The following is a 24,886-nucleotide window of genomic DNA, read 5'->3' as shown; positions in this document are numbered from 1 at the left end:
CGCCGCCCCGAGGACGCCTTCGCTGGCAAGCCAGTTCCTACGGGATGTGCACCGTGAAGGCTTTTTGTAGGAGCCGGCTTGCCGGCGAACAGGCCCGCAAACCTGGCGTCGCCCTCGAAGACGCCTTCGCTGGCAAGCCAGCTCCTACGAGGGGTGAGTCGTTCACGCGATATAAAACCAAATGGAATAACAAAGTGAATTTATATTATTTTTAAACCTATAGACATCACTTTATAGTCGCGCCGCAGGCTCATTTGCCGCGAGACGCATAAGCTGCATTTAAGGCAGGATAAAGCGTTACTTTCGGCTCACCGATTGGCCTGCATCTCCCACCCGCATCGTGCATAAGAAATCACAGGGGCTTGTCATGAACTTTTCCGTACTGCGTCGAAATCTGCTGATCGGCACACTGGGCCTGGCCCTCGGTGCCGGATTGATGGGACAAGCGGTTGCCGGCGAGCAACTGCAGAAAATCAAGGATGCGGGAGTGATCAACGTTGGCCTGGAAGGCACGTATCCACCGTTCAGCTTCGTCGACGAAAACGGCAAGCTGGCCGGCTTCGAAGTGGAGTTCTCCGAAGCCCTGGCGAACAAGCTCGGGGTCAAGGTCAAGCTGCAACCGACCAAATGGGACGGCATCCTCGCCGCCCTGGAGTCCAAGCGCCTGGACGCGGTCGTCAATCAGGTGACCATCTCTGAAGAGCGCAAGAAAAAGTACGATTTCTCCACCCCCTACACCGTCTCCGGGATCCAGGCCCTGACCCAGAAAAAGGATGAAGGCAAGTTCAAGACTGCCGCCGACCTGGGTGGCCACAAGGTCGGCGTGGGCCTAGGCACCAACTACGAACAATGGCTCAAGGACAACGTCCCCACCGCCATCATCAAGACCTACGACGATGATCCGACCAAGTACCAGGACCTGCGCGTAGGCCGTATCGACGCCATCCTGGTGGACCGTCTGGCCGCCTTCGAGTTGATCAAGAAAACCAAGGACACCCTGGTGGTTTCCGGCGAACCCTTCTCCCGCCAGGAAGCCGGTGTGGCCCTGCGCAAAGGTGAACCCGAGCTGCTGGCAGCGGTGAACAAGGCGATCGAAGAGCTGCGGGCCGACGGCACGCTGAAAAAGCTCTCGGAGAAATACTTCAACGCTGACGTCACCCAATAATGGAAGCAGGTCTGCAACTGGCGCTGGATTCGGCGCCATTTCTCCTGAAGGGCGCGTATTACACGGTCATCCTCAGCCTCGGCGGCATGTTCTTCGGACTGCTGCTGGGCTTTGGCCTGGCCTTGATGCGGCTGTCGCGCTTCAAGCTGCTGAGCTGGATTGCCCGAGTCTACGTGTCGTTCTTTCGCGGCACGCCGCTGTTGGTGCAACTCTTCGTGATCTATTACGGCCTGCCGCAACTGGGGCTGGAACTGGACCCGTTGCCCGCAGCGCTGATCGGTTTTTCCCTGAACATGGCGGCCTACGCCTGTGAAATCCTCAGGGCCGCCATCGGCTCCATCGAACGCGGCCAATGGGAAGCGGCCGCCAGCATCGGCATGACCCGGGCCCAGACGCTACGCCGGGCTATCCTCCCGCAAGCCATGCGCACCGCCTTGCCGCCGCTGGGCAACAGTTTCATTTCCCTGGTCAAGGATACGGCCCTGGCCGCCACCATCCAGGTGCCGGAACTGTTCCGCCAGGCGCAGCTGATCACCGCCCGCACCTTCGAAATTTTCACCATGTATCTTGCCGCCGCTCTGATCTACTGGATTCTCGCCAGCGTGCTCGCGCACCTGCAGAACCGTCTGGAAGAGCGGGTCAATCGGCACGACCAGGAGTCTTGAAGCCATGATCGTGGTGGAAAAACTGACCAAGCAGTTCAAGGGCCAGACCGTACTCAACGGCATCGACCTGGAGGTCAAGGAAGGCGAAGTGGTTGCCATCATCGGCCCCAGCGGCTCGGGCAAGACCACCTTCCTGCGCTGCCTCAATTTTCTTGAAGAACCGACCAGCGGACGCATCAGGATCGGCGACATTGCCATCGACAGCCAGATCCCCCTCAACCAGCAACAAGGCCGGATACGCCAGTTGCGCCAGCAAGTGGGTTTCGTGTTCCAGAACTTCAACCTGTTCCCCCACCGCACCGCCCTGGAGAACGTCATCGAAGGCCCGCTGGTGGTAAAGAAAACCCCACGGGACCAGGCCCTGACCCTGGGCCGCAAGCTATTGGCCAAGGTCGGCCTGGCGGGCAAGGAAGACAGCTACCCCAGGCGCCTGTCCGGCGGCCAGCAACAGCGTGTGGCGATTGCCCGGGCCCTGGCCATGGAACCCCGGGTGATTCTGTTCGACGAGCCCACCTCGGCCCTCGATCCGGAGCTGGTGGGCGAAGTACTGGCCACCATCCGCAGCCTGGCCGAAGAGAAACGCACCATGGTCATCGTCACCCACGAGATGAGCTTCGCCCGGGACGTGGCCAACCGAGTGATCTTCTTCGACAAGGGCGTGATCGTCGAACAGGGCGAAGCCAAGGCGCTGTTCGCCAACCCTCAGCAAGAGCGCACGCGACAGTTTCTGAGCAAGTTTCTCCAACCCGGCACATGAAGCTTCAATCCCCCATCGCCGGCTGCCCGCTCCCACTCCAGGCCATGGAGGCCTGATGCTGGCGCCACAGAAAATCCACAACCTGCTCCGGCTCTCGCCCCAGGCCCGGTGCGACTACCTGATTCGCAAGGTGGCGGATTTCCAGGTCATCTGGGGGCTGTTCGCTGACGGCTGGGCCACCGCCGGCTCTGCCCAGGCCAGCGCCATCGCGTTCTGGCCGGAGGCGGACTTCGCCGCCTTGTGTGCCCATGGCCCATGGCACGGCTTTGAACCCAAGCCCATTGAGCTGAGCCATTTCCTCTCTCACTGGCTGCCCGGCATGCAGCGCGACGCCACGCTCTGCCTGGTGTTTGCGGATGTGCACGGACAAGGCCTGTTGCTGCCCCCCGAGTCACTGCTGCAATCGCTCACCCACGAGCTGGATCAGTACCAGTAACGCCTGCGGCGCAGCCTTAAAGTTCACCGCTGAGCGCCTCACTTCGCGTGTTTCTATCCCCCTGTCCGTGTTCTTTTCTGCCGACGAAAAATGCTCGCCGACCTCTGCCGCACACCGCGCCAGCCCGCAGCCACTGGGCCGCAACCGGCCATCCTGCCGTATACGTAAACCCCTTCTATTCATATTCCTAAAAGTTAGTTTATTTAATTTTTATACGCGCATAGGGTATATGCACCGGACCACCGGACATTCTTGATTCTGATTTCGCCGCACGAACGCGGCATATCCATGAGATGTGAGGTAGGTATGGTCCGGAACACAATCACCCCAGTGCAGATCGCCAGGGCATTGCGTGCAGCCAAGGAGTGGCGCTGATGTCCAGTCTGGTCGAAGCTCAGGTCCAGAGTGACCTGGATATTGCTCCCCTTTTGTTGCCCGCACGGGTTTTGCGCAACGACGCCGAAGCCCTTCAGGCCGCCCATGAACTGGCGGACGTTGCCCGCCAGCAAGCCGCCCAACGTGACCGTCAGCGCAAGCTGCCCTGGGCGCAGATCGAACAGTTCACCCGCAGCGGCCTGGGCAGTATTTCCATCCCCCGCGCCTACGGCGGGCCACAGGTTTCCTTCGTCACCCTGGCTGAGGTCTTCGCGATCATTTCCGCGGCCGACCCGGCCCTGGGACAGATCCCGCAGAACCAGTTCGGCATTCTCAACCTGATTCTCGGCTGCGGCACCGAGCGGCAGAAAAAACAGCTGCTGCAGAGCGTCCTGGAAGGCTGGCGCATCGGCAATGCCGGGCCGGAACGCGGTACCAAGAACACCCTGGAACTCAAGGCGCGGATCACCGCCGACGCCGACGGCCATGTGATCAATGGCCAGAAGTTCTACTCCACCGGCGCCCTGTTCGCCCACTGGGTAGCGGTCAAGGCACTCAACGAGGAAGGCCGCCAGGTGCTGGCCTTCGTCCGCCGTGGCACCCCAGGCTTGCGCATCGTCGACGACTGGTCCGGCTTCGGTCAGCGCACCACCGCCAGCGGCACCATCCTGCTCAACGATGTGCGGGTCGAGTCCGAGCTGGTGCTGGACAACTGGCGGATCAACGAGTCGCCCAATATCCAGGGTGCGGTTTCCCAACTGATCCAGGCCGCCATCGACGCCGGCATTGCCCGGGAAGCCGTGGCCGATGCCATCGCCTTTGTCCGTGAACGTGCCCGCCCGTGGATCGACGCCAACGTCGAGCGGGCCAGCGATGACCTGTATGTGATCGCCGACATCGGCAAGCTGCAGATCGAACTGCACGCCGCCGAAGCCCTGCTGCGCAAGGCCGGGCAGGTGCTGGATCAGGTCAGCGCGGCGCCGATTACCGCCGAGTCCGCCGCCCGCGCATCCATCGCCGTGGCCGAAGCCAAGGTGCTGACCACCGAGATCTCGCTGCTGGCCAGCGAAAAGCTCTTCGAGCTGGCCGGCAGCCGCGCCACCCTCGCCGAATTCAACCTCGACCGTCACTGGCGCAACGCCCGGGTGCACACCCTGCACGACCCGGTGCGCTGGAAGTACCACGCTGTCGGCGCCTACCACCTGAACGGCACGCTGCCGGCTCGGCATTCCTGGATTTAACCGCCCAGAACGCTTTTGACCAGATCTCTGGAGAAACACATGTCTCTTTCTCAACACGTCGCGGTCATCACCAGCGATGAACAAGCCCTGATTGTCGCCAGCGACCTGGCGGAAGATTTCAAACGCGACAGCGCCCTGCGCGACCGCGAACGGCGCCTGCCGCACCCCGAGCTGGAAGCCTTCACCCGCTCTGGCCTGTGGGGCATCAGCGTGCCTAAGGAATACGGCGGCGCCGGTGTGTCCAACGTCACCCTGGCCAAGGTCATCGCCCTGATCGCCGAGGCCGACGCCTCCCTGGGGCAGATTCCGCAAAACCATTTCTACGCCCTGGAAGTGCTGCGGGTGAACGGCAGCCCTCAGCAGAAACAGCGGCTGTACGCCGAAGTCCTGGCCGGCCGCCGTTTCGGCAATGCCCTGGCCGAGCTCGGCACCAAGACCGCCCACGACCGCACCACCCGCCTGAGCCGCGACAGCAGCGACCAGGGCTACCGCATCGACGGGCGCAAGTTCTACGCCACCGGCGCCATCTATGCCCAGCGCATTCCCACCTCGGTGGTGGATGAGCACGGCGTGCAGCAACTGGCCTTCGTCCCCGCCGACGCCCAGGGCCTGAACGTGATCGACGATTGGAGCGGCTTCGGCCAGCGCACCACCGGCAGCGGCTCGGTGCAGTTCGAAAACGTGTGGGTGGACGAGGCCGACGTGGTGCCGTTCCAGAGCGCCTTCGAACGCCCGACCCCGGTCGGCCCCTTGGCGCAGATTCTCCACGCCGCCATCGACACCGGCATCGCCCGCGCCGCCTACGAGGACGCCCTGCGCTTCGTTCGCACCAAGACCCGGCCATGGATCGACTCCGGCCACGACAAGGCCACTGAAGACCCGCTGACCATCAAGAGCTTCGGCCACCTGAGCATCCGCCTGCACGCCACCGAGGCCCTGCTGGAGCGCGCCGGGGAATTCCTCGACAAGGCCCAGGCCGAGACCAACGCCGACACCGTGGCCGCCGCGTCCATCGCCGTGGCTGAGGTCCGCGCCCTGAGCACGGAAATCTCCCTGGCCGCCGGCAGCACCCTGTTCGAACTGGCAGGCAGCCAGGCAACCCTGGCCGAACATGGCCTGGACCGCCACTGGCGCAACGCCAGGGTGCACACCCTGCACGACCCGGTGCGCTGGAAGTACCACGCGGTGGGCAACTACTACCTGAATCAGCAGAACCCGCCGCTGCGGGGGACCATTTGATGGCCGCTCCTGAAACGGTGAAGAAAAAGATCCTGCTCAACGCCTTCAACATGAACTGCATCGGGCACATCAACCACGGCCTGTGGACCCACCCGCGGGACAATTCGACCCAGTACAAGACCCTCGAATACTGGACCGAACTGGCCCAACTGCTGGAGCGCGGGCTGTTCGACGGGCTGTTCATCGCTGACATCGTCGGGGTCTACGACGTCTACCAGAACTCGGTGGACGTGCCCCTCAAGGAGTCGATCCAACTGCCGGTGAACGACCCGCTGCTGCTGGTTTCGGCCATGGCCGCTGTCACCAAGAACCTGGGCTTCGGCCTCACCGCCAACCTCACCTACGAGGCGCCCTACCTGTTCGCCCGGCGCCTTTCCACCCTCGACCACCTGAGCCGTGGCCGAGTCGGCTGGAACATCGTCACCGGCTACCTGGACAGCGCCGCCCAGGCCATGGGGCTCAAGGAGCAGATCGAGCACGACCGCCGCTACGACCAGGCCGACGAGTACCTGGAGGTGCTGTACAAACTCTGGGAAGGCAGTTGGGAAGACGACGCGGTACTCAATGACCGCGAGCAACGCATCTATGCCCAGCCGGAAAAAGTGCACAAGGTCGAGCACCAGGGCGAGTTCTACCAGGTCAGTGGTTACCACCTGTGCGAACCGTCGCCGCAACGCACCCCGGTGCTGTTCCAGGCCGGCAGCTCGGATCGCGGCCTGCTGTTCGCCGGGCGCCACGCCGAGTGCGTGTTCATCAGCGGACAGAACAAGGCGGCGACCAAGGCCCAGGTGGACAAGGTCCGCGCCAGCGCCGTGGCCGCCGGACGTAACCCCGAGGACATCAAGGTGTTCATGGGCCTCAACGTGATCGTCGGCGAGACCGAGGAACTGGCCTGGAAGAAGCACGCCGAGTACCGCAGCCACGCCAGCGCCGAAGCCGGGGTGGCGCATTTTTCCGCGTCCACCGGGATCGATTTTTCCCAGTACGAGATCGACGAACCCATCCAGTACGTGAAGAGCAATGCCATCCAGTCGGCCACCAAGAACCTGCAGAACAACGACTGGACCCGGCGCAAGCTGCTGGACCAGCACGCACTGGGCGGCCGCTACTTCACCGTGGTCGGCTCGCCGCAGCAGGTGGCCGACGACCTGGAGTCCTGGATCGCCGAGACCGGCCTGGACGGCTTCAACCTGACCCGCATCGTCACCCCGGAAAGCTACGTCGACTTCATCGACCTGGTGATCCCCGAACTGCAGCGCCGCGGCTCCTACAAGACCGCCTACGACGACGGCACCCTGCGGGAAAAACTGTTCCACGAAGGCCGCAAACTGCCTGAACGACACACCGGCGCGGCCTACCGCCGCTAACCGCTGCGCCGGCAAGCCGGCTCCTACACACCTCACCTGTAGGCGCTGACTTGCCAGCGAAGAAGCCAGCAAAACCTGCACATTCCCTCGCCCCGACTTGGACCCTGACCCACATGAAAACCAAACACCTGCGCCACCCGGTCAAAGCCCTGGCCCTCGCCCTCGGCCTGTTCAGCAGCGCCGTCTTCGCCGCTGACGCGCCGCTCAAGGTCGGCACCACCGCCGCCTTCGCCATTCCCCTGGAGGCCGCCGTGGAAGAGGCCGGCAAGCAGGGCCTGAAGGTGGAGCTGGTGGAGTTCACCGACTGGATCGCGCCCAACGTCAGCCTGGCCGCCGGCGATATCGACGTGAACTACTTCCAGCACATTCCTTTCCTGGAAAACGCCAAGGCCGCCGCCGGTTTCGATCTGGAGCCCTTCGCCCCGGGCATCATCAACAACGTCGGCCTGTACTCGAAAAAATACAAAAGCTTCGCCGAACTGCCACAAGGCGCCAGCGTGGCCATCGCCAACGACCCGATCAACAGCGGGCGCGGCCTGCAACTGCTGGCCAAGGCCGGTCTGATCACCCTCAAGCCGGGCGTGGGCTACAAGGCCACCGAAGAAGACATCGTCAGCAACCCGAAGAAAATCAAGATCCTCCAGGTCGAAGCCGTGCAACTGGTGCGTGCCTATGACGACGCCGATCTGGTCCAGGGCTACCCGGCCTACATCCGCCTGGCCAAGACCTTCGATGCCGGCTCGGCGCTGCTGTTCGACGGCCTGGACCACAAGGAATACGTGATTCAGTTCGTGATCCAGCCCAAGAGCAAGAACGACCCGCGGCTGATCAAGTTCGTCGATATCTACCAGCACTCGCCAGCCGTTCGCGCCGCCCTGGACAAGGCCCACGGCAAGCTCTACCAAGCCGGCTGGGAAGGTTGAAATGAGTGTCGCGACGCTCCAGCGCAAGCTGCCAGAAGCTGCGCCCCAACGCTCCGGGCAGACCGAGCTGCACCCTGACCTGAACCGCGCCCAGGTGCGCTTTATCGGCCTGGGCAAGACCTACCTGGGCCAGCAGGGGCCGGTGCAGGCCCTGCACGGCATCGACCTGGCGATCCAGCGCGGCGAAGTGTTCGGCATCATCGGCCGCAGCGGCGCCGGCAAGTCGTCGCTGATCCGCACCATCAACCGCCTGGAACAACCCAGCAGCGGCCGGGTGCTGATTGATCAGGTGGACATCGGCGACTTCGACGAAGACCGCCTGGTCGCCCTGCGCCGGCGCATCGGCATGATCTTCCAGCACTTCAACCTGATGTCGGCCAAGACCGTATGGCACAACGTCGAGCTGCCGCTGAAGGTGGCCGGCGTGCCCAGGGCCGAGCGCGAGCGCAAGGTCCGCGAGCTGCTGGAACTGGTTGGTCTCAAGGACAAGCACAAGGCCTACCCGGCGCAGCTGTCCGGCGGCCAGAAACAACGCGTGGGGATCGCCCGGGCCCTGGTCCACGATCCCGACATCCTGCTGTGCGACGAAGCCACGTCGGCCCTGGACCCGGAAACCACCCAGTCGATCCTCGGCCTGCTCAAGGAGATCAATCAGCGCCTGGGCCTGACCATCATCCTCATCACCCACGAGATGGCGGTGATCCGCGACATCTGCGACCGGGTGGTGGTGCTGGAACATGGACGCATTGTCGAGCAGGGCCCGGTCTGGGAAGTCTTCGGCAACCCGCAACACGAGGTCAGCAAGACCCTGCTGGCGCCCTTGCAGCACGGCCTGCCGCAAGAGCTGCAAAACCGCCTGCACAGCCAGCCGACGGCGGCCGACGCGGCGCTGGTGCTGAGCCTGCGTTTCACCGGCGTCAAGCATGAAGAGCCGGACCTGGCGGCGCTGTTCGGCGCCCTGGGCGGTCGCGTGCGCCTGCTGCAAGGCGGGGTGGAACGGATCCAGGGCCACGCCCTGGGGCAACTGCTGCTGGCGGTCCAGGGCTCGCCTCTGGGCGCCGAGGAACTGCGCCAGCGCGCGGGGCACTGGGCACAACAGGTGGAGGTACTGGGCTATGTGGTTTGATCGCTTGTTGCAGGGCATTCTCGACACCCTGCTGATGGTCGGCGTGTCCTCGCTGATTGCCCTGCTGGCGGGGATTCCCCTGGCGGTGATCCTGGTCACCAGCGGCAAGGGCGGGATCTACGAGGCACCGACCCTGAACCGGGCCCTGGGGGCCTTTGTGAACCTGTTCCGCTCGATCCCGTTCCTGATCCTGATGGTGGCGCTGATTCCCTTTACCCGGCTGATCGTCGGCACCACCTACGGCGTGTGGGCGGCAGTAGTGCCGCTGACCATCGCCGCTACGCCGTTCTTTGCGCGCATCGCCGAAGTCAGCCTGCGGGAAGTGGACCACGGCCTGATCGAAGCCGCCCAGGCCATGGGCTGCCGCCGTTGGCACATTGTCTGGCACGTGCTGCTGCCCGAAGCGTTGCCGGGCATCGTCGGCGGTTTCACCATCACCCTGGTGACCATGATCAATTCCTCGGCGATGGCCGGCGCGATTGGCGCGGGTGGGCTCGGGGACATTGCCTACCGCTACGGCTACCAGCGTTTCGACAGCCAGATCATGCTCACGGTGATCGTGCTACTGGTGATCCTGGTGGCGGCGATCCAGCTGGGTGGCGACCGTCTGGCGCGGGTGTTGAACAAGCGTTGAGGGTTGTGGTGTCCGTTCGCACGCCTTCGCGAGCAAGCTCGCTGCTACGGGTCGATCAGCGCCCTGTGTAGGCGCGAGCTTGCTCGCGATTGGGCCCGCAAGGTCGCCATTGGCGTTATATTGGCCACCCTGCCCTCAACCCCCGCAGCCCGCCATGAAACTCGCCCCCGACGATCTTGAAACCATCACTGCAACCACTCTCGGCCACTACAACCAGGTAGCCGAAGGTTTTCGTGAAGGCACCCGCGACCACGACGTCAGCCAGAACATCGACGCGCTGCTGCGGCATATCCAGGGCCCGACGCCCTTCACCGTGCTGGACTTGGGCTGCGGTCCGGGGCGTGATCTGCAAACCTTCACCCGCCTGGGCCACGTGGCCATCGGCCTCGACGGTTGCGAGCGCTTTGCCCAGATGGCCCGGGAGGACAGCGGTTGCGAAGTCTGGCAACAGGACTTTCTCAAGCTCGATCTGCCGGCGGGTCACTTCGACGGCATCTTCGCCAACGCGGTGCTGTTTCATATCCCACGCCAGGAACTGCCGCGGATACTCAAGCAGCTGCATGCCAGCCTGAAGGACGGCGGCGTGCTGTTCAGCTCCAATCCGCGAGGGGAAAACCAGGAAGGCTGGAACGGCCCGCGCTATGGCGCCTACCACGACCTGGCGGCCTGGCAGGCACTGCTGACTGATGCCGGGTTTGTCGAACTGGAGCACTACTACCGCCCCGCCGGCCTGCCTCGCGAACAGCAACCGTGGCTGGCCAGCGTCTGGCGCAAGGCCTGATCTACCCACAACACCGCCCGGCTTGCCGGCGAAGACGTCTGAAAATCAAGCGCCTGCCTTGCGGGCCCCTTCGCTGGCAAGCCAGCTCCTACGGAACTGCACAAATCCTCTGTAGGAGCCGGCTTGCCGGCGAAGGCGTTTCCGGATCAGGCGCCCGCCTCTCGGGCCTCTTCGCTGGCAAGCCAGCTCCTACTGAAATAGCCAGCTCCTACGGGGCGGTGGGGCGGTTGCGGTCGGTGTCTTGGCTCGGCTCCTTGATCTTGTACCAGGCCACGTACAGCGCCGGGAGGAACAGCAAGGTCAGCAAGGTGGCAACGATGATGCCGCCAATCATGGCGTAGGCCATCGGCCCCCAGAACACTTCGCGGGCAATCGGGATCATCCCCAGGCTGGCCGCCGCGGCGGTCAGCAGGATAGGTCGACGCCGATGGTGGGTGGCTTCCAGTACCGCGTCCCAAGGGTGATAACCCTCGCGCTCGTATTCGTCGATCTGGGTCACCAGGATCACCGAGTTGCGGATGATGATGCCGATCAGCGCAAGAATCCCGAGGATCGCCACAAAGCCCATGGGCGTGCCCGTGGGCACCAGGGCCAGGACCACGCCGATCAGCCCGAGGGGCGCAACGCTGGCCACCAGGAACAGCTTCTGCACGCTGTGCAGCTGGATCATCAGAAAGGTCGCCATGAGGAACAGCATCAGCGGCACCACTTTGGCGATCGGCCCCTGGGCCTTGCCGCTTTCCTCCACGGTGCCGCCGGTGGCCACCGAGTAGCCGGCCGGCAACTGCGCGGCAAACTGCTCGATGTCCGGCTTCAGTTGCTTGACCAGATCCGTAGGCTGGATCGCGTCGCGCACTGCGGCCTTGATGGTGATGGTGGGTTTGCGGTCGCGGCGCCACACCAGCGGCTGCTCCAGTTCGTAGCGCACCGTGGCGAAGGCCAGCAGCGGAATCGAGGTGCCATTGGGGGTGACGATCTGCAGGTTCTGCAGGGTTTCCGGTGAGTCGCGTTCACTGTCGTCGGCACGGCCGACCACGTTGATCAGGTAGATGTCGTCATGCACCTGGGTCACGGTGGAGCCGCTGACGATGCTGTTCATCAGTTGCGCCACGTCTTCGGAGGACAGCCCCAGTTGCCGCGCCTTGTCCTGGGCGATGTCGATGCGCAGCACTTTGCCGGGTTCGTTCCAGTCGTAGATGATCTCGCCGATGTGCGGGTTCTTGTCCAGTTCAGTGGCCAGGTCGATGGCGTGCTTGCGCACCTGGTCGATGTCCTTGCCGCTGACCCGGTACTGAATCGGCCGCCCCACTGGCGGGCCCATTTCCAGGGCCTGCACATAGCTGCCGATGCCGACGAAATCTTCGCGCAGGCGCTTCTGCAAGCGCTGGGTCAGCGCCGTGCGCTGCTCCAGGCCCTTGCTGACGATCACCAGTTGGGCGTAGTAGGGGTTCTGCAGTTGCTGGTCCAGGGGCAGGTAGAAACGGATCGCGCCCTCGCCGATGTAGGTGCTCCAGCGCTCGATGTCCGGGTCGTCCTTGAGGGTCGCTTCCAGCCGGTCCACGGCCATGCGGGTCTCGTTGATCGAGGCGTTCTGCGGCAGGTTGAGGTCCACCAGGATCTCCGGCCGATCGGAAGACGGAAAGAACTGGTTCTGCACGAAACGCATGCAGAACACCGAGGCGAAAAACAGCAGCACGGTGATGCCAATCGCCCACCAGCGGTTGCGCATGGCCCAGAGCAAGCCGCCATTGAAGGCGCGACCGACGCGCCCCGGCTCCTCGGAGTGGGGTTTGACGTTGGTGCTGAGGATGTGGATGCCGATCACCGGGGCAAACAGCACCGCGACTATCCACGACACCAGCATGGCCACGGCGATCACCGCGAACAGAGTGAAGGTGTACTCACCAGCGGAGCTGGCATTGAGGCCGATGGGCACGAAGCCGGCCACGGTCACCAGGGTACCGGTGAGCATCGGGAAGGCGGTGGAGGTGTAGGCGAAGGTCGCCGCCTGCTCCTTGCTCTCGCCCTTCTCCAGGCGCGTGACCATCATCTCCACGGTGATCATGGCGTCGTCCACCAACAGCCCCAGGGCAATGATCAGCGCCCCCAGGGAGATCCGCTGCATGGTGATGCCGCTGTACTCCATGAACACGAAAACCATGGCCAGCACCAGCGGGATCGAGCAGGCCACCACCAGCCCGGCGCGCACCCCGAGGCTGATGAAGCTCACCACCAGCACGATGATCACCGCCTCGAACAAGGCGCTGGTGAAACCGCCCACCGCCTCCTGCACCACCTCGGCCTGATCGGACACCTTGTGCACGCCGATGCCGATCGGCAGGTCGGCGGTCAGTTGGTCCATGCGCGCATGCAGGGCCTTGCCGAAGTCCTGGATGTTGCCGCCCTTCTTCATGGCAATGGCCAGGCCGATGGCCGGCTGGCCGTTGAAACGGAACAGCGGTGTAGAAGGGTCGACGTAGCCGCGACTGATGTCGGCGATGTCCGCCAGGCGATAGAAGCGGTCGTTGAGGCGCAGGTTGACCGTGGCCAGGTCCTTCTCCGAGGCGAACTGCCCCGAAGTGCGCACCGAGATCCGCTCCGGCCCGGCCTCGATCACCCCGGCCGGGGTCACCGCGTTCTGCGCTTGCAGGCTTTGCAGGACCTGGCGCTGGTCGATGCCCAGGGCCGCCAGCTTGCGCGTGGAGAAGTTCAGGTAGATGACTTCGTCCTGCTCGCCGACCATCTCCACTTTGCCCAGGTTCGGCACTTCGCGGATCTGCGCCCGTACCTGTTCCACGTAGTCGCGCAGCTGGCGCATGCTCAGACCATCAGCGGTGAAGGCATAGACCGAGCCGAACACATCGCCGAATTCATCGTTGAAACCCGGCCCCTGCAAACCCTGGGGAAAGTCGCCGCGGATGTCGTTGATCTTCTTGCGCACCTGGTACCAGATCTCGGGGATGTCCTTGGCACTGGTGGTGTCGCGCAGGTAGACGAACACCGTCGATTCGCCGGGGCGGGTGTAGCTTTTCACGTAGTCGAGAGAGTCCAGCTCCTCGAGTTTTTTCTCGATGCGGTCGGTGACTTGCTTCAGGGTTTCTTCCTGGGTCGCGCCGGGCCAGCGGGTCTGGATCACCATGGTCTTGATGGTGAAGGACGGGTCTTCCTCACGCCCCAGGTTCATGTAGGAAAACACGCCCATCAGCAGAGCAACGAACATCAGGTACCAGACGAAGGACTGATGCTTGATCGCCCACTCGGACAGGTTGAAGCTCCCTTTGCTGTCAGGCGTCATTGTGCGCGGTCCTCATCGATTTTGACTTTCTGCCCCGGCTTGAGGCTGTTGACCCCGGCACTGACGATGCGCTCGCCGGGCTTGACCCCCTGGCTGATCAGCGCCGAATCGCTGTCGCGGCTGAGCACCTTGATCTCCCGGGGGGCAACAGTCTGGCTCTGCAGATCGATGACCCAGATCCGGGTCTGGCCATCCACCTCTTGCAGGGCCGTCAGGGGCAACTCGGTGCGCGGCTCGATGGCGGAGCTCAGGGTCACGCTGATGGCGGTGCCCAGGCGAAAGGCCTCGGGGGTGTCCTTGAGGGTCAGGCGGGCGCGACGGGTACGGGTCGCGCTCTGGGCCTGGGGCTCGATCTCGCGCACCGTGGCCGTGGTGCTGATGCTTGGATCGAGCTGGGCCGCGACCTTGAACTCCACGTCCGCCGGCAGTTGATCCACCAGGGTCGCCGGCAGGTCGATCACCGCTTCCTTGATCTCCGGCCGGGCCAGGGTCACCACCTGCTGGCCGGCGGTCACCACCTGCCCGGCTTCGGCGTTCCAGGCGGTGACCACGCCGCCGTGATCGCTGCGCAGTTGGCTGTAGTTGAGCTGGTCCTGGGCCTGGCGTACGGAAGCCTTGGCCTGATCCAGGGACGCGCCGGTGGTCTTCAGGTCGGTCTGGGCGATGTCCAGTTGCGCCTGGGCGCCGACACCACGGTCGAACAGCTCCTGCTGGCGCCGGGCATTGGCCTGGGCGTTGATCCACTGCGCCTGGACCTTGGCCAGATCGCCCTGGGCGGCCCGCAGCTGGTTCTGCTGATCGGTGGGGTCGAGGGTCGCCAGCAAGTCCCCGGGACCCACTTCGGCGCCGACATCGACATTGCGGTTGGCAATCCGCCCCGGCACCCGGAAGCCCAGGTTGGTTTCATAACGGGCCTGGATGTTGCCGGCAAAGCGCCCCAGGCTTTCCTCGGATTGCGGTGCCACCTGGATCGACAGCACCGGACGCACCGGCTCCGGCGCCGGTTCTTCCTTGGAGCAGCCCAGTAGCAAGGTGCTGACCCATAACAACGGCAACAGGCGCTTCATGGTTGTGCTCCCTGACCCTGGGTGGCCGAGGCAATCTCGACGAACATCCCCGGGTGCAACAACTGCCCTCCGGCCACCACCACTTTCTCGCCCCCCTTGAGGCCGTCGCTGATGATCACCTTGCCGGTCAGGTAACGCCCGACCTTGACGCTGTGCAGCACGGTCTTGCCGTCCTCGCCCACCAGCCACACCGCCGGCTCGCTGAGATTCTTGGTCAAGGCTGACCAAGGCAGCACCACCGTGGCCTTGCCATGGGCCCGGGCGGTGGCACTGACCACCGAGCCCAGGTCCATGCCCGCCGGCAGTGAATCGAGCACCACCTTGACCTGCACCGTACCGCTCTGGGCCGAGACCACCGGGGTCACCTCGCGGACTTTGCCGGTGGTCGCCACCTTGGGGTTGTCCAGCAGGCTGATGTGGATGGTTTCCTGGCCCGGCGGCTGCATCAGCAGCGATTCATAGACGTTGAATACCGCATCGCGCTCGCCGTCCCGGGCCAGGCTGAAGATCGGCATGGTGGCCTGCACCACCTGGCCCACCTCGGCCTGGCGCGCGGTGATCACCCCCGGCGCCTCGGCCACCAGCTCGGTGTAGCTCAACTGCTCCCGGGCATTGGCCAACTGCGCCTGGGCCGCGCTCAAAGCGCTCTGGCTGCTACGCAGGGCGGCCTGGGCCGAATCGTATTCGCTCTGGCTGGTGTAGCCCTTGGGCAAGAGTTTCTGCTGGCGGACGAAGGCTGCGCTGGCCTGCTTGACCCGTGCCTGTTCGGCAAACACCGCGGCAGCGGCGGAGTCGACATTGGTCTGCAAATCCTTGGGATCGAGCCGGGCCAACACCTGCTGGGCGGAAACCCGGTCGCCGACATCCACCAGACGCTGGATGATCTTGCCGCCGACACGGAACGACAATTCGGTCTGCACCCGGGCCTGGACGTCACCGGTGAGGGTCACCGACGGGGCAAAATCGCTGCTCTGCACTTCCTGGATACGCACCCGCGGGCGCTCCTTCTCGGTCGGCTTTTCCGCTCCGCAACCGCCGAGCAGAGCCAGCAGACTCAGCCCCACTATCCACCTCGATTTGAGACCAGCCATGCAGGCTCCTTGTGCTTGATCGTCGCGCCAGTGACGTTACGACTGTGAGCTTAGAACAGGGTTCAACCCTTGCACGCCGGTCTCATCAGTGAGGGCTTCGGTGGCGAGGGAGCTTGCTCCCGCTCGGCTGCGCAGCAGCCGCAACGGCCCTCGACGCGCTCTATCCTGGCAAGCACAACCTCGGTTTCGAGGGCCGCCGCAAGCAAGCTCCCGCTCTACAAATCAGGCACACTGCGCACCACGCAACAGGAGACCCGGCATGCTCAAGACCCTGGCGGTGGCCAATTACCGCTCCATCAACAAACTGGTGATTCCCCTCGGGCGACTGAACCTGATCACCGGCGCCAATGGCAGCGGCAAGTCCAACCTGTACCGGGCCCTGCGCCTGCTGGCAGAGACCGCCCAGGGCGGCGTGGTCAACGCCCTGGCCCGGGAAGGCGGGCTGGATTCGACCTTCTGGGCCGGGCCGGAAACCCTCACCCGGCGCATGCGCAACGGCGAAGTGCCGATCGAGGCCAGCGTGCGCTCTTCCAGCAAGCGCCTGCGCCTGGGCTTTGCCGCAGAAGACTTCAGCTACGCCATCGCCCTGGGTTTGCCGGAGCCCAGCCGCTCGGTGTTTTCCCTGGACCCGCAGATCAAGAAGGAATGCATCTGGTCCGGCCCCTTCTACCGTCCCGCGAGCCTGCTGGTGGACCGCGACGGCCCGCTGATCCGCGCGCGTCAGGGCCGCAGCTGGGATGTGCTGGCCCAGCACACGCCGGACTTCGACAGCCTGTTCGATCAGGTGGGCAGCCTGCGCGGCTCGCCGGAAGTGCTGCAGATGCGCGAGTTCATTCGTCGCTGGCGTTTCTACGATCACTTTCGCAGCGACAGCGAAGCCCCGGTGCGCCAGCCGCAGCTGGGTACCCGCACTCCGGTGCTGCATCACGATGGCCGCGACCTGGCGGCGGCGTTGCAGACCATTCGCGAGATCGGCGACCCCGAGGCATTACAGGCAGCCATCAGCGACGCCTTCCCCGGCGCACGGCTGAACATCGCCCCGCTGCAGGGTGGACGCTTTGCCATCGAGTTCTATCAGGAGGGATTGTTGCGGCCGTTGTCGGCGGCGGAACTGTCGGACGGCACCTTGCGCTACCTGTTGCTGGTAGCGGCCCTGCTGACCCCGCGCCCGCCGAGCCTGATGGTGCTCAACGAACCGGAGACCAGCCTGCACCCGGACCTGTTGCCGGCCCTGGCGCGCTTGATCATCAGGGCTTCAGAGCAGTGCCAGGTGTGGGTGGTGTCCCACGCCCGGCGCCTGATCGCAGCCTTGCAGGAAGACCCCGAGTGCAACTGCATCGTGCTGGAGAAAGAGCTGGGCCAGACCGGCATCGTCGGCCAGCGCCTGCTCGACGAACCGGCCTGGTACTGGCCCGATTGAACCCTCCCCACCAGCCCCGATTGCCATGCCCCCGTCGTAGGAGCCAGCTTGCTGGCGAAGAGGCCCTCAAGCACTGCATCGCCCTCGCGGACGCCTTCGCTGGCAAGCCAGCTCCTACAAGGCTCAAACGCAATACGCCCCCCCCCGTAGGAGCCAGCTTGCTGGCGAATAGGCCCTCAAGCCCTGCATCGCCCTCACGGACGCCTTCGCTGGCCAGCCAGCTCCTACGCGAAGGGAGGAGGGTCAGCCCTGCCATTTGCCGCCTTCGACAATCACGCTCTCAGGCTTGGTGTCGTCGCTCAGCTCTTTGCGCACGTACTGGTCATACAGCTTGAGCAGGTACTTCTCTTCGCCCAGCTTGGCCAGTTCGGCATTCACCCAGTCCCGCAGTTCGATGTTGCCCTTCTTCACCGCCGGGGCAATCGGCGCCTGCTCGCCCAGAGTCTGCGGCAGTACACGGTAGCCCGGGTTCTGCTTGGACCAGCTGAACAGAATCAGGTTGTCCTGGGCATAGGCATCGCCACGGCCATTGGCCAGGGCTTGCAGGGACTCGGTGTTCTTCTCGAACTTGAGCAGTTTCCAGTCCGGGTGGTTCTGGGTCAGCCAGATGTCCGCAGTGGTGCCGGTGGTGACGATGGTGGTGCGGCTCGCCAGGTCATCCAGGCTCTTCACCACGCTGCCTTCAGGCACCAGGGCCTGTACCGCCACCTTGAGGTTGGGGTTGGTGAATTCCACCGCTTCCTTGCGCTCCGGGGTCACGGTCATGTTGGCCAGGATCAGGTCGACCTTGTCGCTCTGCAGGAAGGGAATGCGGCTGGCCGGTTCCACGGCGACGAATTCGACTTTGTTCTCGTCCCCCAGCAGGTCCTTGGCCAGTCGCCGGCCGATGTCGGTATCAAAACCCACATAGCGCCCGGTTTCATCGACGAAACCGAACGGCGGCTTGTCGGTGAATACACCGACGATCAGCTTGTCCCGGGCCTTGATCTTGTCCAGGTAGCCGGCCGCCGGCGCGGCGCTGGCAGCGGTGGCCGCAGGCTTGGGTGCCTCGGCGGATTTATCGCAGCCGGCCAGCAGGGCCAGACCGAACAGCGGCAGTAACAACAGCGAAGACTTGGCAGTTTTCATAAGAGCTCCAGTTCCTTTTTAGGGGCTTTCTTGGGCAGTGCTTCAACGAAGGAGAACTTCTCCAGGAACTGCTGCGCGCGTGCGCTCTGCGGGTTCGTGAAGAAAGCCTCGGGGGTGTTCTGTTCCACGATGCGCCCGCCATCCATGAACACGATGCGGTCGGCCACGGCCCGGGCGAAGGCCATTTCATGGGTGACGATCAACAGGGTCATGCCGTCCCGGGCCAGGCCCTGGATCACCTGCAGCACTTCCTTGACCATCTCCGGATCAAGGGCCGCGGTGACCTCATCGAACAGCATCACCTGGGGGTTCATGCACAACGAGCGGACGATGGCGATGCGTTGCTGCTGGCCGCCGGACAACTGCCGGGGAAAGGCTTCGCGCTTGTCCAGCAGGCCCACCCGCTCCAGCAGCGTTTCGGCCTGGGCCCGGGCTTCGCGGGGCTCGCGCTTTTGCACCTTGAGCGGCCCGAGGAGGATGTTGTCCAGCACATTCATGTGGGGGAACAGGTGGTAACTCTGGAACACCATGCCGATCTGCTGGCGCACCAGACGCCAGTCAGTGCCGGGGCTGAGCAGCTCGCGCCCGGCGAAACGCAGGTGGCCGCTGTGGGCGGTTTCCAGGCCGTTGAGGCAGCGCAGCAGGGTGCTCTTGCCGCAGCCGCTGGGGCCGAGGATGACGATCACCTCCCCTGCGGCCACGCTGAGGTCGACCTCCTTGAGCACCTGCTGCGGGCCAAAGAATTTGTTGAAACCCTGGAACTCGATCAATGCGCTCATGCTTGCGTCCAGCGCCGTTCCAGCACGCGAGAGGCGGCCGACAACGGGTAGCAGATAAAGAAGAAAAACAGGAACAGAACGCCGTAGATCAGCACCGATTCGTAGGTGCGCTCGATGATCTGCTGGCCAACCTTGATCACGTCCACCACGCCGATCAGCACCGCCAGGGAACTGGTCTTGATGATTCGCGTGTAGACGTTGATGGTCGGCGGCGTCATGCGTTTCAGCGCCTGGGGCAGCAATACGTAGCCGTACAACTGGACACCGGAAAGACCGATGGACAGGCCCGCTTCACGCTGGCCCCGGGGCAGGGATTGCAGGGCCCCGCGCACCACCTCGCCGACTTCGCTGGCGCCCCACAGCGACAGCACCAGCACCGCGCAGGTGAAGCTGGGAATGCTGATGCCGAAGAAGATCGGAAAGCCGAAGAACAGCAGGTACAGCCAGACCAGCACCGGGATCGCCCGGAACAGCTCCAGGTAGATCCGCAGCGGCACGTCCAGCACCTTGCGTTGCAGGCTGCGCAGCACACCGTAGAGCACCCCGCCCAGGGTGCTGAAGGCAATGCTCAGCAGGGAAATCGACAAGGTCTGCGCAGCGCCCCGGGCCAGTTGCGGCAAGGACACCAGCAGTAACTCAAGACCCGAACTGGCCATGTTGCAGCCTCCTTTCCAGACGGCTGAGCAACAGCGACAACGGCAGGAACAACAGCACGCAGATCAGCGTCAGCACCGCGAGCATTTCGTAGGTCTTGTAGTACAGGGCGATGTAGCTCTTGGTGGTGTAGAGAATTTCCGGCACCGCCACCGCCGAGACCACGGTGGTTTCCTTGAGCAGGAAAATGAAATTGGCGAACAGCGACGGCAGGCTGAGAATCCCGGCCTGGGGCAGGATCACGTAGCGCAGCAACTGCCACTGCGACAGGCCAATGGAGCGCCCCGATTCCAGCTGCGCCTGGGGTACGGCTTCCACGCCGGCCCGCAGCACTTCGGTGAGGTAGGCACCGCCGAGAAACGTCATGGTGATGATCGCCGCGGTGAAGCCGGAGACCTTGATTCCCAGGGCCGGCAAGGCGAAGTAGACGAAGAACAGCTGGATCAGCAGCGGTGTATTACGCGCCAGCTCCACGTACAGGCCAATCAGCCGGTGCAGATAAGGGGTGCGAAACACCAGAAGCGTGGCGTTGATCAGGGCCACCAGCAAGGAAGTGCCGATGGCGATCAAGCCGACCTGCAGGGTCACCCCCACGGCCTTGAGAAAGGCCGGCAAGGTGCTGAGGATAAAAGCGTAATCGAGGGTCATTGAAAGTCCTGGACGCCGCTGGGGTACAGCGGCGGTGGTGCAGTCCATGGGGCGATGGGTAACCGCCCGGCTGCGGCAACTTTATAGCTATAAAAACAAGATTTTAAATACCGTTAAAGCATATTGATATCACCCAAAAACCTAACCCGCGGATTTGCCGGGCTGGCGCAGGGCTACTACCTTTTCTACCGGGTCGAACGGAGCTTTCGCGCCCACACCCCCCCACTGGACGCTGCACCTCTCAAGGACGACCGTCATGGCCGATGCAAAGACCCCGCAACCGCTGGACCCCCACGAATTGATGAAATGGCTGACGGCGTTGCGCCGAGCCACCCAAGCCACCGCCAAGAGCGCTCCGCTGTAGCAGTTTGCTTGTGCAGGAGCAGGCTTGTGTAGGAGCTGGCTTGCCAGCGAAGGCGCCCGTAAGAGCGATACAAATCTCGAAGGCCTCTTCGCCGGCAAGCCGGCTCCTACGGGAGTTGAGTGATGGCGTCCAAAAAGCGCTGCATCCCCCAAGCGCGCCTCGCCAGGCTTCTACGACTTTCGCGGGCGCAATAAAAAACGCCGACGCTGTGATAGCCGTCGGCGTTCAAACCTTGAAGGGGTTTGTCGCGTCAGTAGCCTAGTTCATCAGAACGCCGGCAGTACTGCACCGCTGTATTTCTTCTCGATAAAGGCTTTGACCTCTGGGCTGGTCAGGGCCTTGGCCAGCTTCTGGATGGCCGGGCTGTTCTTGTTGTCCGGACGGGCCACCAGGTAGTTCACGTAAGGCGAATCGGAACCTTCGATGATCAGCGCATCCTTCGCCGGGTTCAGACCGGCTTCCAGGGCGTAGTTGGTGTTGATCATGTCCAGGTCAACCTGATCCAGGACCCGTGGCAGCATGGCCGACTCAAGCTCCTTGAACTTGAAGTTGTGCGGGTTCTTGGCGATGTCCTTCGGCGTGGACACGGCGTTCTTCGGGTCCTTGAGCTCGATCAGACCGGCCTTCTGCAGCAGGATCAGGGCACGGCCGCTGTTGCTGCCTTCGTTGGGAATGGCAATGGTGGCGCCATCTTTCAGCTCGGCCAGGGACTTGACCTTCTTCGAGTAGCCGCCGAAAGGTTCGACGTGCACACCGATCACGGTTTCCAGGTGGGTGCCCTTGCCTTCGTTGAAGCTCTTCAGGTACGGCAGGGTCTGGAAGTAGTTGGCGTCCAGACGCTTCTGATCGACCTGCACGTTGGGTTGCACGTAGTCGGTGAAGACTTTGATTTCCAGGTCCACGCCTTCCTTGGCCAGGGTTGGCTTGATCAGCTCGAGAATCTCGGCGTGGGGCACCGGGGTCGCGGCTACGACCAGCTTCTCGCCGGCCTGGGCAATACCTGCGCTCAGGGCTGCCGCCAGTGCGGTGAACAACAGAACTTTTTTCATGCAAGGTCCTTAGGTGTCGGAATCGACGACGGCTTCAAATAAGGTGCTTATCAAGGTGCCAGTGATGTGCCACTGCTGGCGTGGAGCGGACAATACCGAGATTTTTTATTCCCGAACAATATCTTTTGTTCACGTTCATATTCCATTTTGTTCATACAGCATCCCAGCGCTCTGGCCTGCGATTTCCCGCCTGCCGGACCAACCTTTCGTAGGAGCCGGCCGGGCGGCGCTGCGCTTGCCGGCGAACAGGCCCTCAGCCTTGCATCGCCCTTGCGCACGCCTTCGCTGGCAAGCCAGCTCCTACGGTGGCCGGGGTTTCAGGTCAGGGCGGTGCGTTGCAGCAACAGGTGCAGCGCCTGGCGCTCGGCAGCGGATCCGCTGTCGCCGATCTGCCGCAGCAGCTGCTCGATCTGCTCCAGCGGCGAAGGCGTCGGTGGCAGGTTGAGATGCTCCGGCAGGATCTCCTCGCCACCACTGACCAGCAGCGCAAAGTGAATAACGTTTTCCAGCTCCCGGGTATTGCCCGGCCAGCTGTGGCGTTCCAAAGCTTGCTGCGCAGTTTCGCTGATCAGCGGCACCGGCAGGTCCAGGCGCTGGCTGTAGATCCCCAGGAAGTACTCGGCCAGGGATTCGATATCCCCGACCCGCTCGCGCAGCGCTGGCAATTCCAGCTGGCCCTCGCTGAGGTAGCGGTACAGGCGCTCATGAAACTTGCCCGCCGCCACCGCCTGGGCCAGGTCGATGCTGGTGGCCGCCACCAGGCGCACATCCACCGGGCTCGGTTGCTGGGCGCCGACCCTGGTCACTTCGTGGTTCTCCAGGGCTGCCAGCAGCTTGGTCTGGATCGGCAGCGGCAAGTCGCCGATCTCGTCCAGGTACAGGGTTCCGCCATTGGCCGAACCGAACCAGCCGGCACGGCTGCTGGCAGAACCGCTGAAACTGCCGGCGGCATAGCCGAACAGTTCGGCGTCGGCGTAGGTGGGGCTGATGGCTCCGCAGTTGACCGAGACGAACAACCCGCCGCGATCACTGGCACGGTGGATATGCCGGGCCAGCAGCTCCTTGCCGGTCCCGGTTTCACCACGGATCAGCACCGAGATCGCCCGGGGCGCCAGTTGCTCCAGCTCTTCACGCAGTTGCCGCGAACGCGGATCGACGAACACCAGCGCCTTGGCGCGGATGCTCAGGGGGCTTTTTTCCGCATCGGGAAAGGTCAGCAGCGGCTGACCGAAAGGGGTGTGAGGACTCATGGCAGACTCCCGCCCAAAACCGCCTGAGGACGGGGGCGTTTAAACAAGAAAAAGACGGTCAGGCACGACGCAAGGCGTGTTGTTCCATGCGGTTCTGCAGGCGATAGAGATAGGCGAATCCCTGCTCCCAGCGCTGGTGGCCGGACTTGACGTTGATATGCCCGGCTCCCGCCAGAATCCCGGCTTCGGCGCCCCAGTCGCGGGCCAGCTCCAAGGCACGCGGCGCACTGACGGCGCTGTCGTTGTCCGAGCTCACCACCTGGCTGGGGAACGGCAACAGGTCCCGAGGGATAGGCGCGAAATTGCGCAGGGCCGGCGCACAGGCCGGGCGCTCGACATCCGCCGGCGCCACCAACAGCGCACCGCGTACCTGGCGCAGCGCCGCTACGGGCGCGCGAGCCGCCCAGTGAGCCACGGTGATGCAACCCAGGCTGTGGGCAATCAGGATCACCGGCGTGTCGTCGATGGCGATGGCTTCCGCCAGGGCCGCTACCCAGTCTTCGCGACGCGGCGTCAGCCAATCGGCCTGCTCCACCCGCGCACTGTTGGGCAGGCTGTTCTGCCAATGGGTTTGCCAATGATCTTCTGGCGATCCTTGCCAGCCCGGCACAATCAAGTAGCGAATGGATTCGTTGCGCATGGGGAACTCTCCTGCTGCGTGTCTGTTCCCGGACGAGTATAGGGAGGGGATTTATATTCGTTAAGGAATAAGAAGCTATTTATTAATACCTTAAATGAATATGAAAATCCCTTCGCCCTCCGCAGGAGCCGACGCGATTTCGCTGGCGGTCTTGTAGGAGCCGGCTTGCCGGCGAAGAGGCCCCTCAAGCCTTGCGCCGCTCTCAAGGACGCCTTCGCTGGCAAGCCAGCTCCTGCAGCTGGCGCGATTTCGGTGGTGTTCTTGCCGGCGAAGGGGCCAACGGGAGGGCATGTCGGTGGGGGGCTTTGCAGGTGGGTTTTCGTCAGGCAAAAAAAAGGCCGCACCCTGCCAAGGAGACGGCCTGAAAAGTCGTGGCTTTGTTGCTCGGTTTCAGCGCGCGGTAATCACCGACAGCTTGGTGATGCCCGCACGCTCGATGGACGCCATGGCCCGGGCCACTTCCCCGTAGTTGACGCCATCGTCGGCCTGCAGTTGGACCCGCACTTGCGGGTCCTTGAGCTTGGCCGCTTGCAAATTGGTTTCCAGCAGATCCGGCTGGATCTCGTCCTTGTTGATAAAGAGTTTGCCGGCGCCGTCGATGCTCACCACCAGCGGGTCCTTCTGCTCCACCGGGGCCACGGCTTCGGTCTTGGGCAGGTTGATGGGAATGGCGTTGGTCAGCAGCGGCGCGGTGACGATGAACACCACCAGCAGTACCAGCATCACGTCCACCAGCGGGGTGACGTTGATCTCGCTCAGCACCTCATCGCTGTCTTGGGTGGAGAAGGCCAT

23 protein-coding genes are annotated in these 24,886 nt (G+C 63.6%); 12 read left to right on the top strand and 11 right to left on the bottom strand.

Annotated features, from left to right (window positions below; all coding sequences use genetic code 11):
• Positions 1–367: 367 nt before the first annotated feature.
• The 11 genes from tcyJ (at position 368) to P7C00_RS01690 (ending at position 10,709) form a co-directional block, all read left to right on the top strand.
• The gene (tcyJ, locus tag P7C00_RS01740) at positions 368–1,165 is read left to right on the top strand and encodes a cystine ABC transporter substrate-binding protein (RefSeq protein ID WP_346634101.1); all 798 of its coding nucleotides are present in this window, start codon (positions 368–370) and stop codon (positions 1,163–1,165) included.
• Positions 1,165–1,830 carry a cystine ABC transporter permease gene (gene tcyL, locus P7C00_RS01735; protein WP_123724242.1) on the top strand — a complete coding sequence of 222 codons (666 nt, stop codon included), beginning with the start codon at positions 1,165–1,167 and terminating at the stop codon, positions 1,828–1,830. The genes tcyJ and tcyL overlap by 1 nt, the downstream gene beginning before the upstream one ends.
• A gap of 4 nt (positions 1,831–1,834) precedes the next feature.
• Positions 1,835–2,587 (top strand): L-cystine ABC transporter ATP-binding protein TcyN, encoded by a 753-nt coding sequence (gene tcyN, locus P7C00_RS01730; protein WP_346634100.1) that lies wholly within the window; start codon positions 1,835–1,837, stop codon positions 2,585–2,587.
• Positions 2,588–2,642: 55 nt separating this feature from the next.
• Positions 2,643–3,023, top strand: a complete 381-nt coding sequence (locus tag P7C00_RS01725) for a DUF2750 domain-containing protein (protein WP_346634099.1) — start codon at positions 2,643–2,645, stop codon at positions 3,021–3,023.
• A gap of 374 nt (positions 3,024–3,397) precedes the next feature.
• Positions 3,398–4,639, top strand: coding sequence for an SfnB family sulfur acquisition oxidoreductase (locus P7C00_RS01720; RefSeq protein ID WP_346634098.1), 1,242 nt, complete (start codon positions 3,398–3,400; stop codon positions 4,637–4,639).
• 39 nt (positions 4,640–4,678) lie between these two features.
• Positions 4,679–5,878, top strand: a complete 1,200-nt coding sequence (locus tag P7C00_RS01715; RefSeq protein WP_346634097.1) for an SfnB family sulfur acquisition oxidoreductase — start codon at positions 4,679–4,681, stop codon at positions 5,876–5,878.
• A complete protein-coding gene (locus P7C00_RS01710) occupies positions 5,878–7,245 on the top strand; it encodes an LLM class flavin-dependent oxidoreductase (RefSeq protein ID WP_346634096.1) in 1,368 nt (455 codons plus the stop codon). The genes P7C00_RS01715 and P7C00_RS01710 overlap by 1 nt, the downstream gene beginning before the upstream one ends.
• Positions 7,246–7,358: 113 nt before the next feature.
• On the top strand, positions 7,359–8,168 hold the full coding sequence (locus P7C00_RS01705) for a MetQ/NlpA family ABC transporter substrate-binding protein (protein WP_404938038.1): 810 nt from the start codon (positions 7,359–7,361) through the stop codon (positions 8,166–8,168).
• Position 8,169: 1 nt separating this feature from the next.
• A complete protein-coding gene (locus tag P7C00_RS01700; RefSeq protein ID WP_404938037.1) occupies positions 8,170–9,294 on the top strand; it encodes a methionine ABC transporter ATP-binding protein in 1,125 nt (374 codons plus the stop codon).
• The gene (locus tag P7C00_RS01695) at positions 9,284–9,928 is read left to right on the top strand and encodes a methionine ABC transporter permease (protein ID WP_404938036.1); all 645 of its coding nucleotides are present in this window, start codon (positions 9,284–9,286) and stop codon (positions 9,926–9,928) included. The genes P7C00_RS01700 and P7C00_RS01695 overlap by 11 nt, the downstream gene beginning before the upstream one ends.
• A gap of 154 nt (positions 9,929–10,082) precedes the next feature.
• The gene (locus P7C00_RS01690; protein WP_346634092.1) at positions 10,083–10,709 is read left to right on the top strand and encodes a class I SAM-dependent methyltransferase; all 627 of its coding nucleotides are present in this window, start codon (positions 10,083–10,085) and stop codon (positions 10,707–10,709) included.
• Between the two features lie 208 nt (positions 10,710–10,917).
• Here the strand turns inward: P7C00_RS01690 and P7C00_RS01685 are convergent, their stop codons facing one another.
• The 3 genes from P7C00_RS01685 to P7C00_RS01675 are packed head-to-tail and all read right to left on the bottom strand — an operon-like array spanning position 10,918 to position 16,162.
• The gene (locus P7C00_RS01685) at positions 10,918–14,004 is read right to left on the bottom strand and encodes an efflux RND transporter permease subunit (RefSeq protein ID WP_404938035.1); all 3,087 of its coding nucleotides are present in this window, start codon (positions 14,002–14,004) and stop codon (positions 10,918–10,920) included.
• On the bottom strand, positions 14,001–15,071 hold the full coding sequence (locus P7C00_RS01680; protein WP_346634090.1) for an efflux RND transporter periplasmic adaptor subunit: 1,071 nt from the start codon (positions 15,069–15,071) through the stop codon (positions 14,001–14,003). The genes P7C00_RS01685 and P7C00_RS01680 overlap by 4 nt, the downstream gene beginning before the upstream one ends.
• The gene (locus tag P7C00_RS01675; protein WP_346634089.1) at positions 15,068–16,162 is read right to left on the bottom strand and encodes an efflux RND transporter periplasmic adaptor subunit; all 1,095 of its coding nucleotides are present in this window, start codon (positions 16,160–16,162) and stop codon (positions 15,068–15,070) included. Before P7C00_RS01675 ends, P7C00_RS01680 begins: the two co-directional genes overlap by 4 nt.
• Before the next feature lie 259 nt (positions 16,163–16,421).
• Between P7C00_RS01675 and P7C00_RS01670 the strand changes: the two genes are divergently transcribed.
• Positions 16,422–17,582: an AAA family ATPase gene (locus P7C00_RS01670; protein WP_346634088.1), complete on the top strand. Its 1,161-nt coding sequence runs from the start codon at positions 16,422–16,424 to the stop codon at positions 17,580–17,582.
• Positions 17,583–17,825: 243 nt separating this feature from the next.
• On the opposite strand, the gene P7C00_RS01665 is transcribed toward P7C00_RS01670, so the two are convergent.
• The 8 genes from P7C00_RS01665 to P7C00_RS01630 form a co-directional block, all read right to left on the bottom strand.
• A complete protein-coding gene (locus tag P7C00_RS01665; protein WP_346634087.1) occupies positions 17,826–18,710 on the bottom strand; it encodes a transporter substrate-binding domain-containing protein in 885 nt (294 codons plus the stop codon).
• Entirely contained in the window at positions 18,707–19,489 is a 783-nt protein-coding gene (locus P7C00_RS01660) for an amino acid ABC transporter ATP-binding protein (RefSeq protein ID WP_253166916.1), read from the bottom strand. The genes P7C00_RS01665 and P7C00_RS01660 overlap by 4 nt, the downstream gene beginning before the upstream one ends.
• Positions 19,486–20,145, bottom strand: a complete 660-nt coding sequence (locus P7C00_RS01655; RefSeq protein WP_346634086.1) for an amino acid ABC transporter permease — start codon at positions 20,143–20,145, stop codon at positions 19,486–19,488. Before P7C00_RS01655 ends, P7C00_RS01660 begins: the two co-directional genes overlap by 4 nt.
• A complete protein-coding gene (locus P7C00_RS01650; RefSeq protein ID WP_011058611.1) occupies positions 20,126–20,791 on the bottom strand; it encodes an amino acid ABC transporter permease in 666 nt (221 codons plus the stop codon). Before P7C00_RS01650 ends, P7C00_RS01655 begins: the two co-directional genes overlap by 20 nt.
• A gap of 630 nt (positions 20,792–21,421) precedes the next feature.
• Positions 21,422–22,204 (bottom strand): MetQ/NlpA family ABC transporter substrate-binding protein, encoded by a 783-nt coding sequence (locus tag P7C00_RS01645; protein WP_346634085.1) that lies wholly within the window; start codon positions 22,202–22,204, stop codon positions 21,422–21,424.
• Between the two features lie 317 nt (positions 22,205–22,521).
• Positions 22,522–23,454 carry a sigma 54-interacting transcriptional regulator gene (locus tag P7C00_RS01640; RefSeq protein ID WP_346634084.1) on the bottom strand — a complete coding sequence of 311 codons (933 nt, stop codon included), beginning with the start codon at positions 23,452–23,454 and terminating at the stop codon, positions 22,522–22,524.
• A 58-nt stretch (positions 23,455–23,512) separates the two neighbouring features.
• Positions 23,513–24,094, bottom strand: a complete 582-nt coding sequence (locus P7C00_RS01635) for an alpha/beta hydrolase (protein WP_253166919.1) — start codon at positions 24,092–24,094, stop codon at positions 23,513–23,515.
• A 390-nt stretch (positions 24,095–24,484) separates the two neighbouring features.
• Positions 24,485–24,886 carry a biopolymer transporter ExbD gene (locus tag P7C00_RS01630; protein ID WP_346634083.1) on the bottom strand — a complete coding sequence of 134 codons (402 nt, stop codon included), beginning with the start codon at positions 24,884–24,886 and terminating at the stop codon, positions 24,485–24,487.

The sequence above is a fragment of the Pseudomonas sp. JDS08PS003 genome (assembly GCF_045013505.1).
Lineage (GTDB): Bacteria > Pseudomonadota > Gammaproteobacteria > Pseudomonadales > Pseudomonadaceae > Aquipseudomonas > Aquipseudomonas protegens_B.
Note: the sequence above shows the minus strand (reverse complement) of the source record. Positions and strands in the feature narration are given on the sequence as shown.

Bases quoted from the DNA above. Each gene is read 5' to 3' on its own strand.
- tcyJ (WP_346634101.1), top strand. From the start codon at position 368: ATGAACTTTTCCGTACTGCGTCGAAATCTGCTGATCGGCACACTGGGC.
- tcyL (WP_123724242.1), top strand. From the start codon at position 1,165: ATGGAAGCAGGTCTGCAACTGGCGCTGGATTCGGCGCCATTTCTCCTG.
- tcyN (WP_346634100.1), top strand. From the start codon at position 1,835: ATGATCGTGGTGGAAAAACTGACCAAGCAGTTCAAGGGCCAGACCGTA.
- P7C00_RS01725 (WP_346634099.1), top strand. From the start codon at position 2,643: ATGCTGGCGCCACAGAAAATCCACAACCTGCTCCGGCTCTCGCCCCAG.
- P7C00_RS01720 (WP_346634098.1), top strand. From the start codon at position 3,398: ATGTCCAGTCTGGTCGAAGCTCAGGTCCAGAGTGACCTGGATATTGCT.
- P7C00_RS01715 (WP_346634097.1), top strand. From the start codon at position 4,679: ATGTCTCTTTCTCAACACGTCGCGGTCATCACCAGCGATGAACAAGCC.
- P7C00_RS01710 (WP_346634096.1), top strand. From the start codon at position 5,878: ATGGCCGCTCCTGAAACGGTGAAGAAAAAGATCCTGCTCAACGCCTTC.
- P7C00_RS01705 (WP_404938038.1), top strand. From the start codon at position 7,359: ATGAAAACCAAACACCTGCGCCACCCGGTCAAAGCCCTGGCCCTCGCC.
- P7C00_RS01700 (WP_404938037.1), top strand. From the start codon at position 8,170: ATGAGTGTCGCGACGCTCCAGCGCAAGCTGCCAGAAGCTGCGCCCCAA.
- P7C00_RS01695 (WP_404938036.1), top strand. From the start codon at position 9,284: ATGTGGTTTGATCGCTTGTTGCAGGGCATTCTCGACACCCTGCTGATG.
- P7C00_RS01690 (WP_346634092.1), top strand. From the start codon at position 10,083: ATGAAACTCGCCCCCGACGATCTTGAAACCATCACTGCAACCACTCTC.
- P7C00_RS01685 (WP_404938035.1), bottom strand. From the start codon at position 14,004: ATGACGCCTGACAGCAAAGGGAGCTTCAACCTGTCCGAGTGGGCGATC.
- P7C00_RS01680 (WP_346634090.1), bottom strand. From the start codon at position 15,071: ATGAAGCGCCTGTTGCCGTTGTTATGGGTCAGCACCTTGCTACTGGGC.
- P7C00_RS01675 (WP_346634089.1), bottom strand. From the start codon at position 16,162: ATGGCTGGTCTCAAATCGAGGTGGATAGTGGGGCTGAGTCTGCTGGCT.
- P7C00_RS01670 (WP_346634088.1), top strand. From the start codon at position 16,422: ATGCTCAAGACCCTGGCGGTGGCCAATTACCGCTCCATCAACAAACTG.
- P7C00_RS01665 (WP_346634087.1), bottom strand. From the start codon at position 18,710: ATGAAAACTGCCAAGTCTTCGCTGTTGTTACTGCCGCTGTTCGGTCTG.
- P7C00_RS01660 (WP_253166916.1), bottom strand. From the start codon at position 19,489: ATGAGCGCATTGATCGAGTTCCAGGGTTTCAACAAATTCTTTGGCCCG.
- P7C00_RS01655 (WP_346634086.1), bottom strand. From the start codon at position 20,145: ATGGCCAGTTCGGGTCTTGAGTTACTGCTGGTGTCCTTGCCGCAACTG.
- P7C00_RS01650 (WP_011058611.1), bottom strand. From the start codon at position 20,791: ATGACCCTCGATTACGCTTTTATCCTCAGCACCTTGCCGGCCTTTCTC.
- P7C00_RS01645 (WP_346634085.1), bottom strand. From the start codon at position 22,204: ATGAAAAAAGTTCTGTTGTTCACCGCACTGGCGGCAGCCCTGAGCGCA.
- P7C00_RS01640 (WP_346634084.1), bottom strand. From the start codon at position 23,454: ATGAGTCCTCACACCCCTTTCGGTCAGCCGCTGCTGACCTTTCCCGAT.
- P7C00_RS01635 (WP_253166919.1), bottom strand. From the start codon at position 24,094: ATGCGCAACGAATCCATTCGCTACTTGATTGTGCCGGGCTGGCAAGGA.
- P7C00_RS01630 (WP_346634083.1), bottom strand. From the start codon at position 24,886: ATGGCCTTCTCCACCCAAGACAGCGATGAGGTGCTGAGCGAGATCAAC.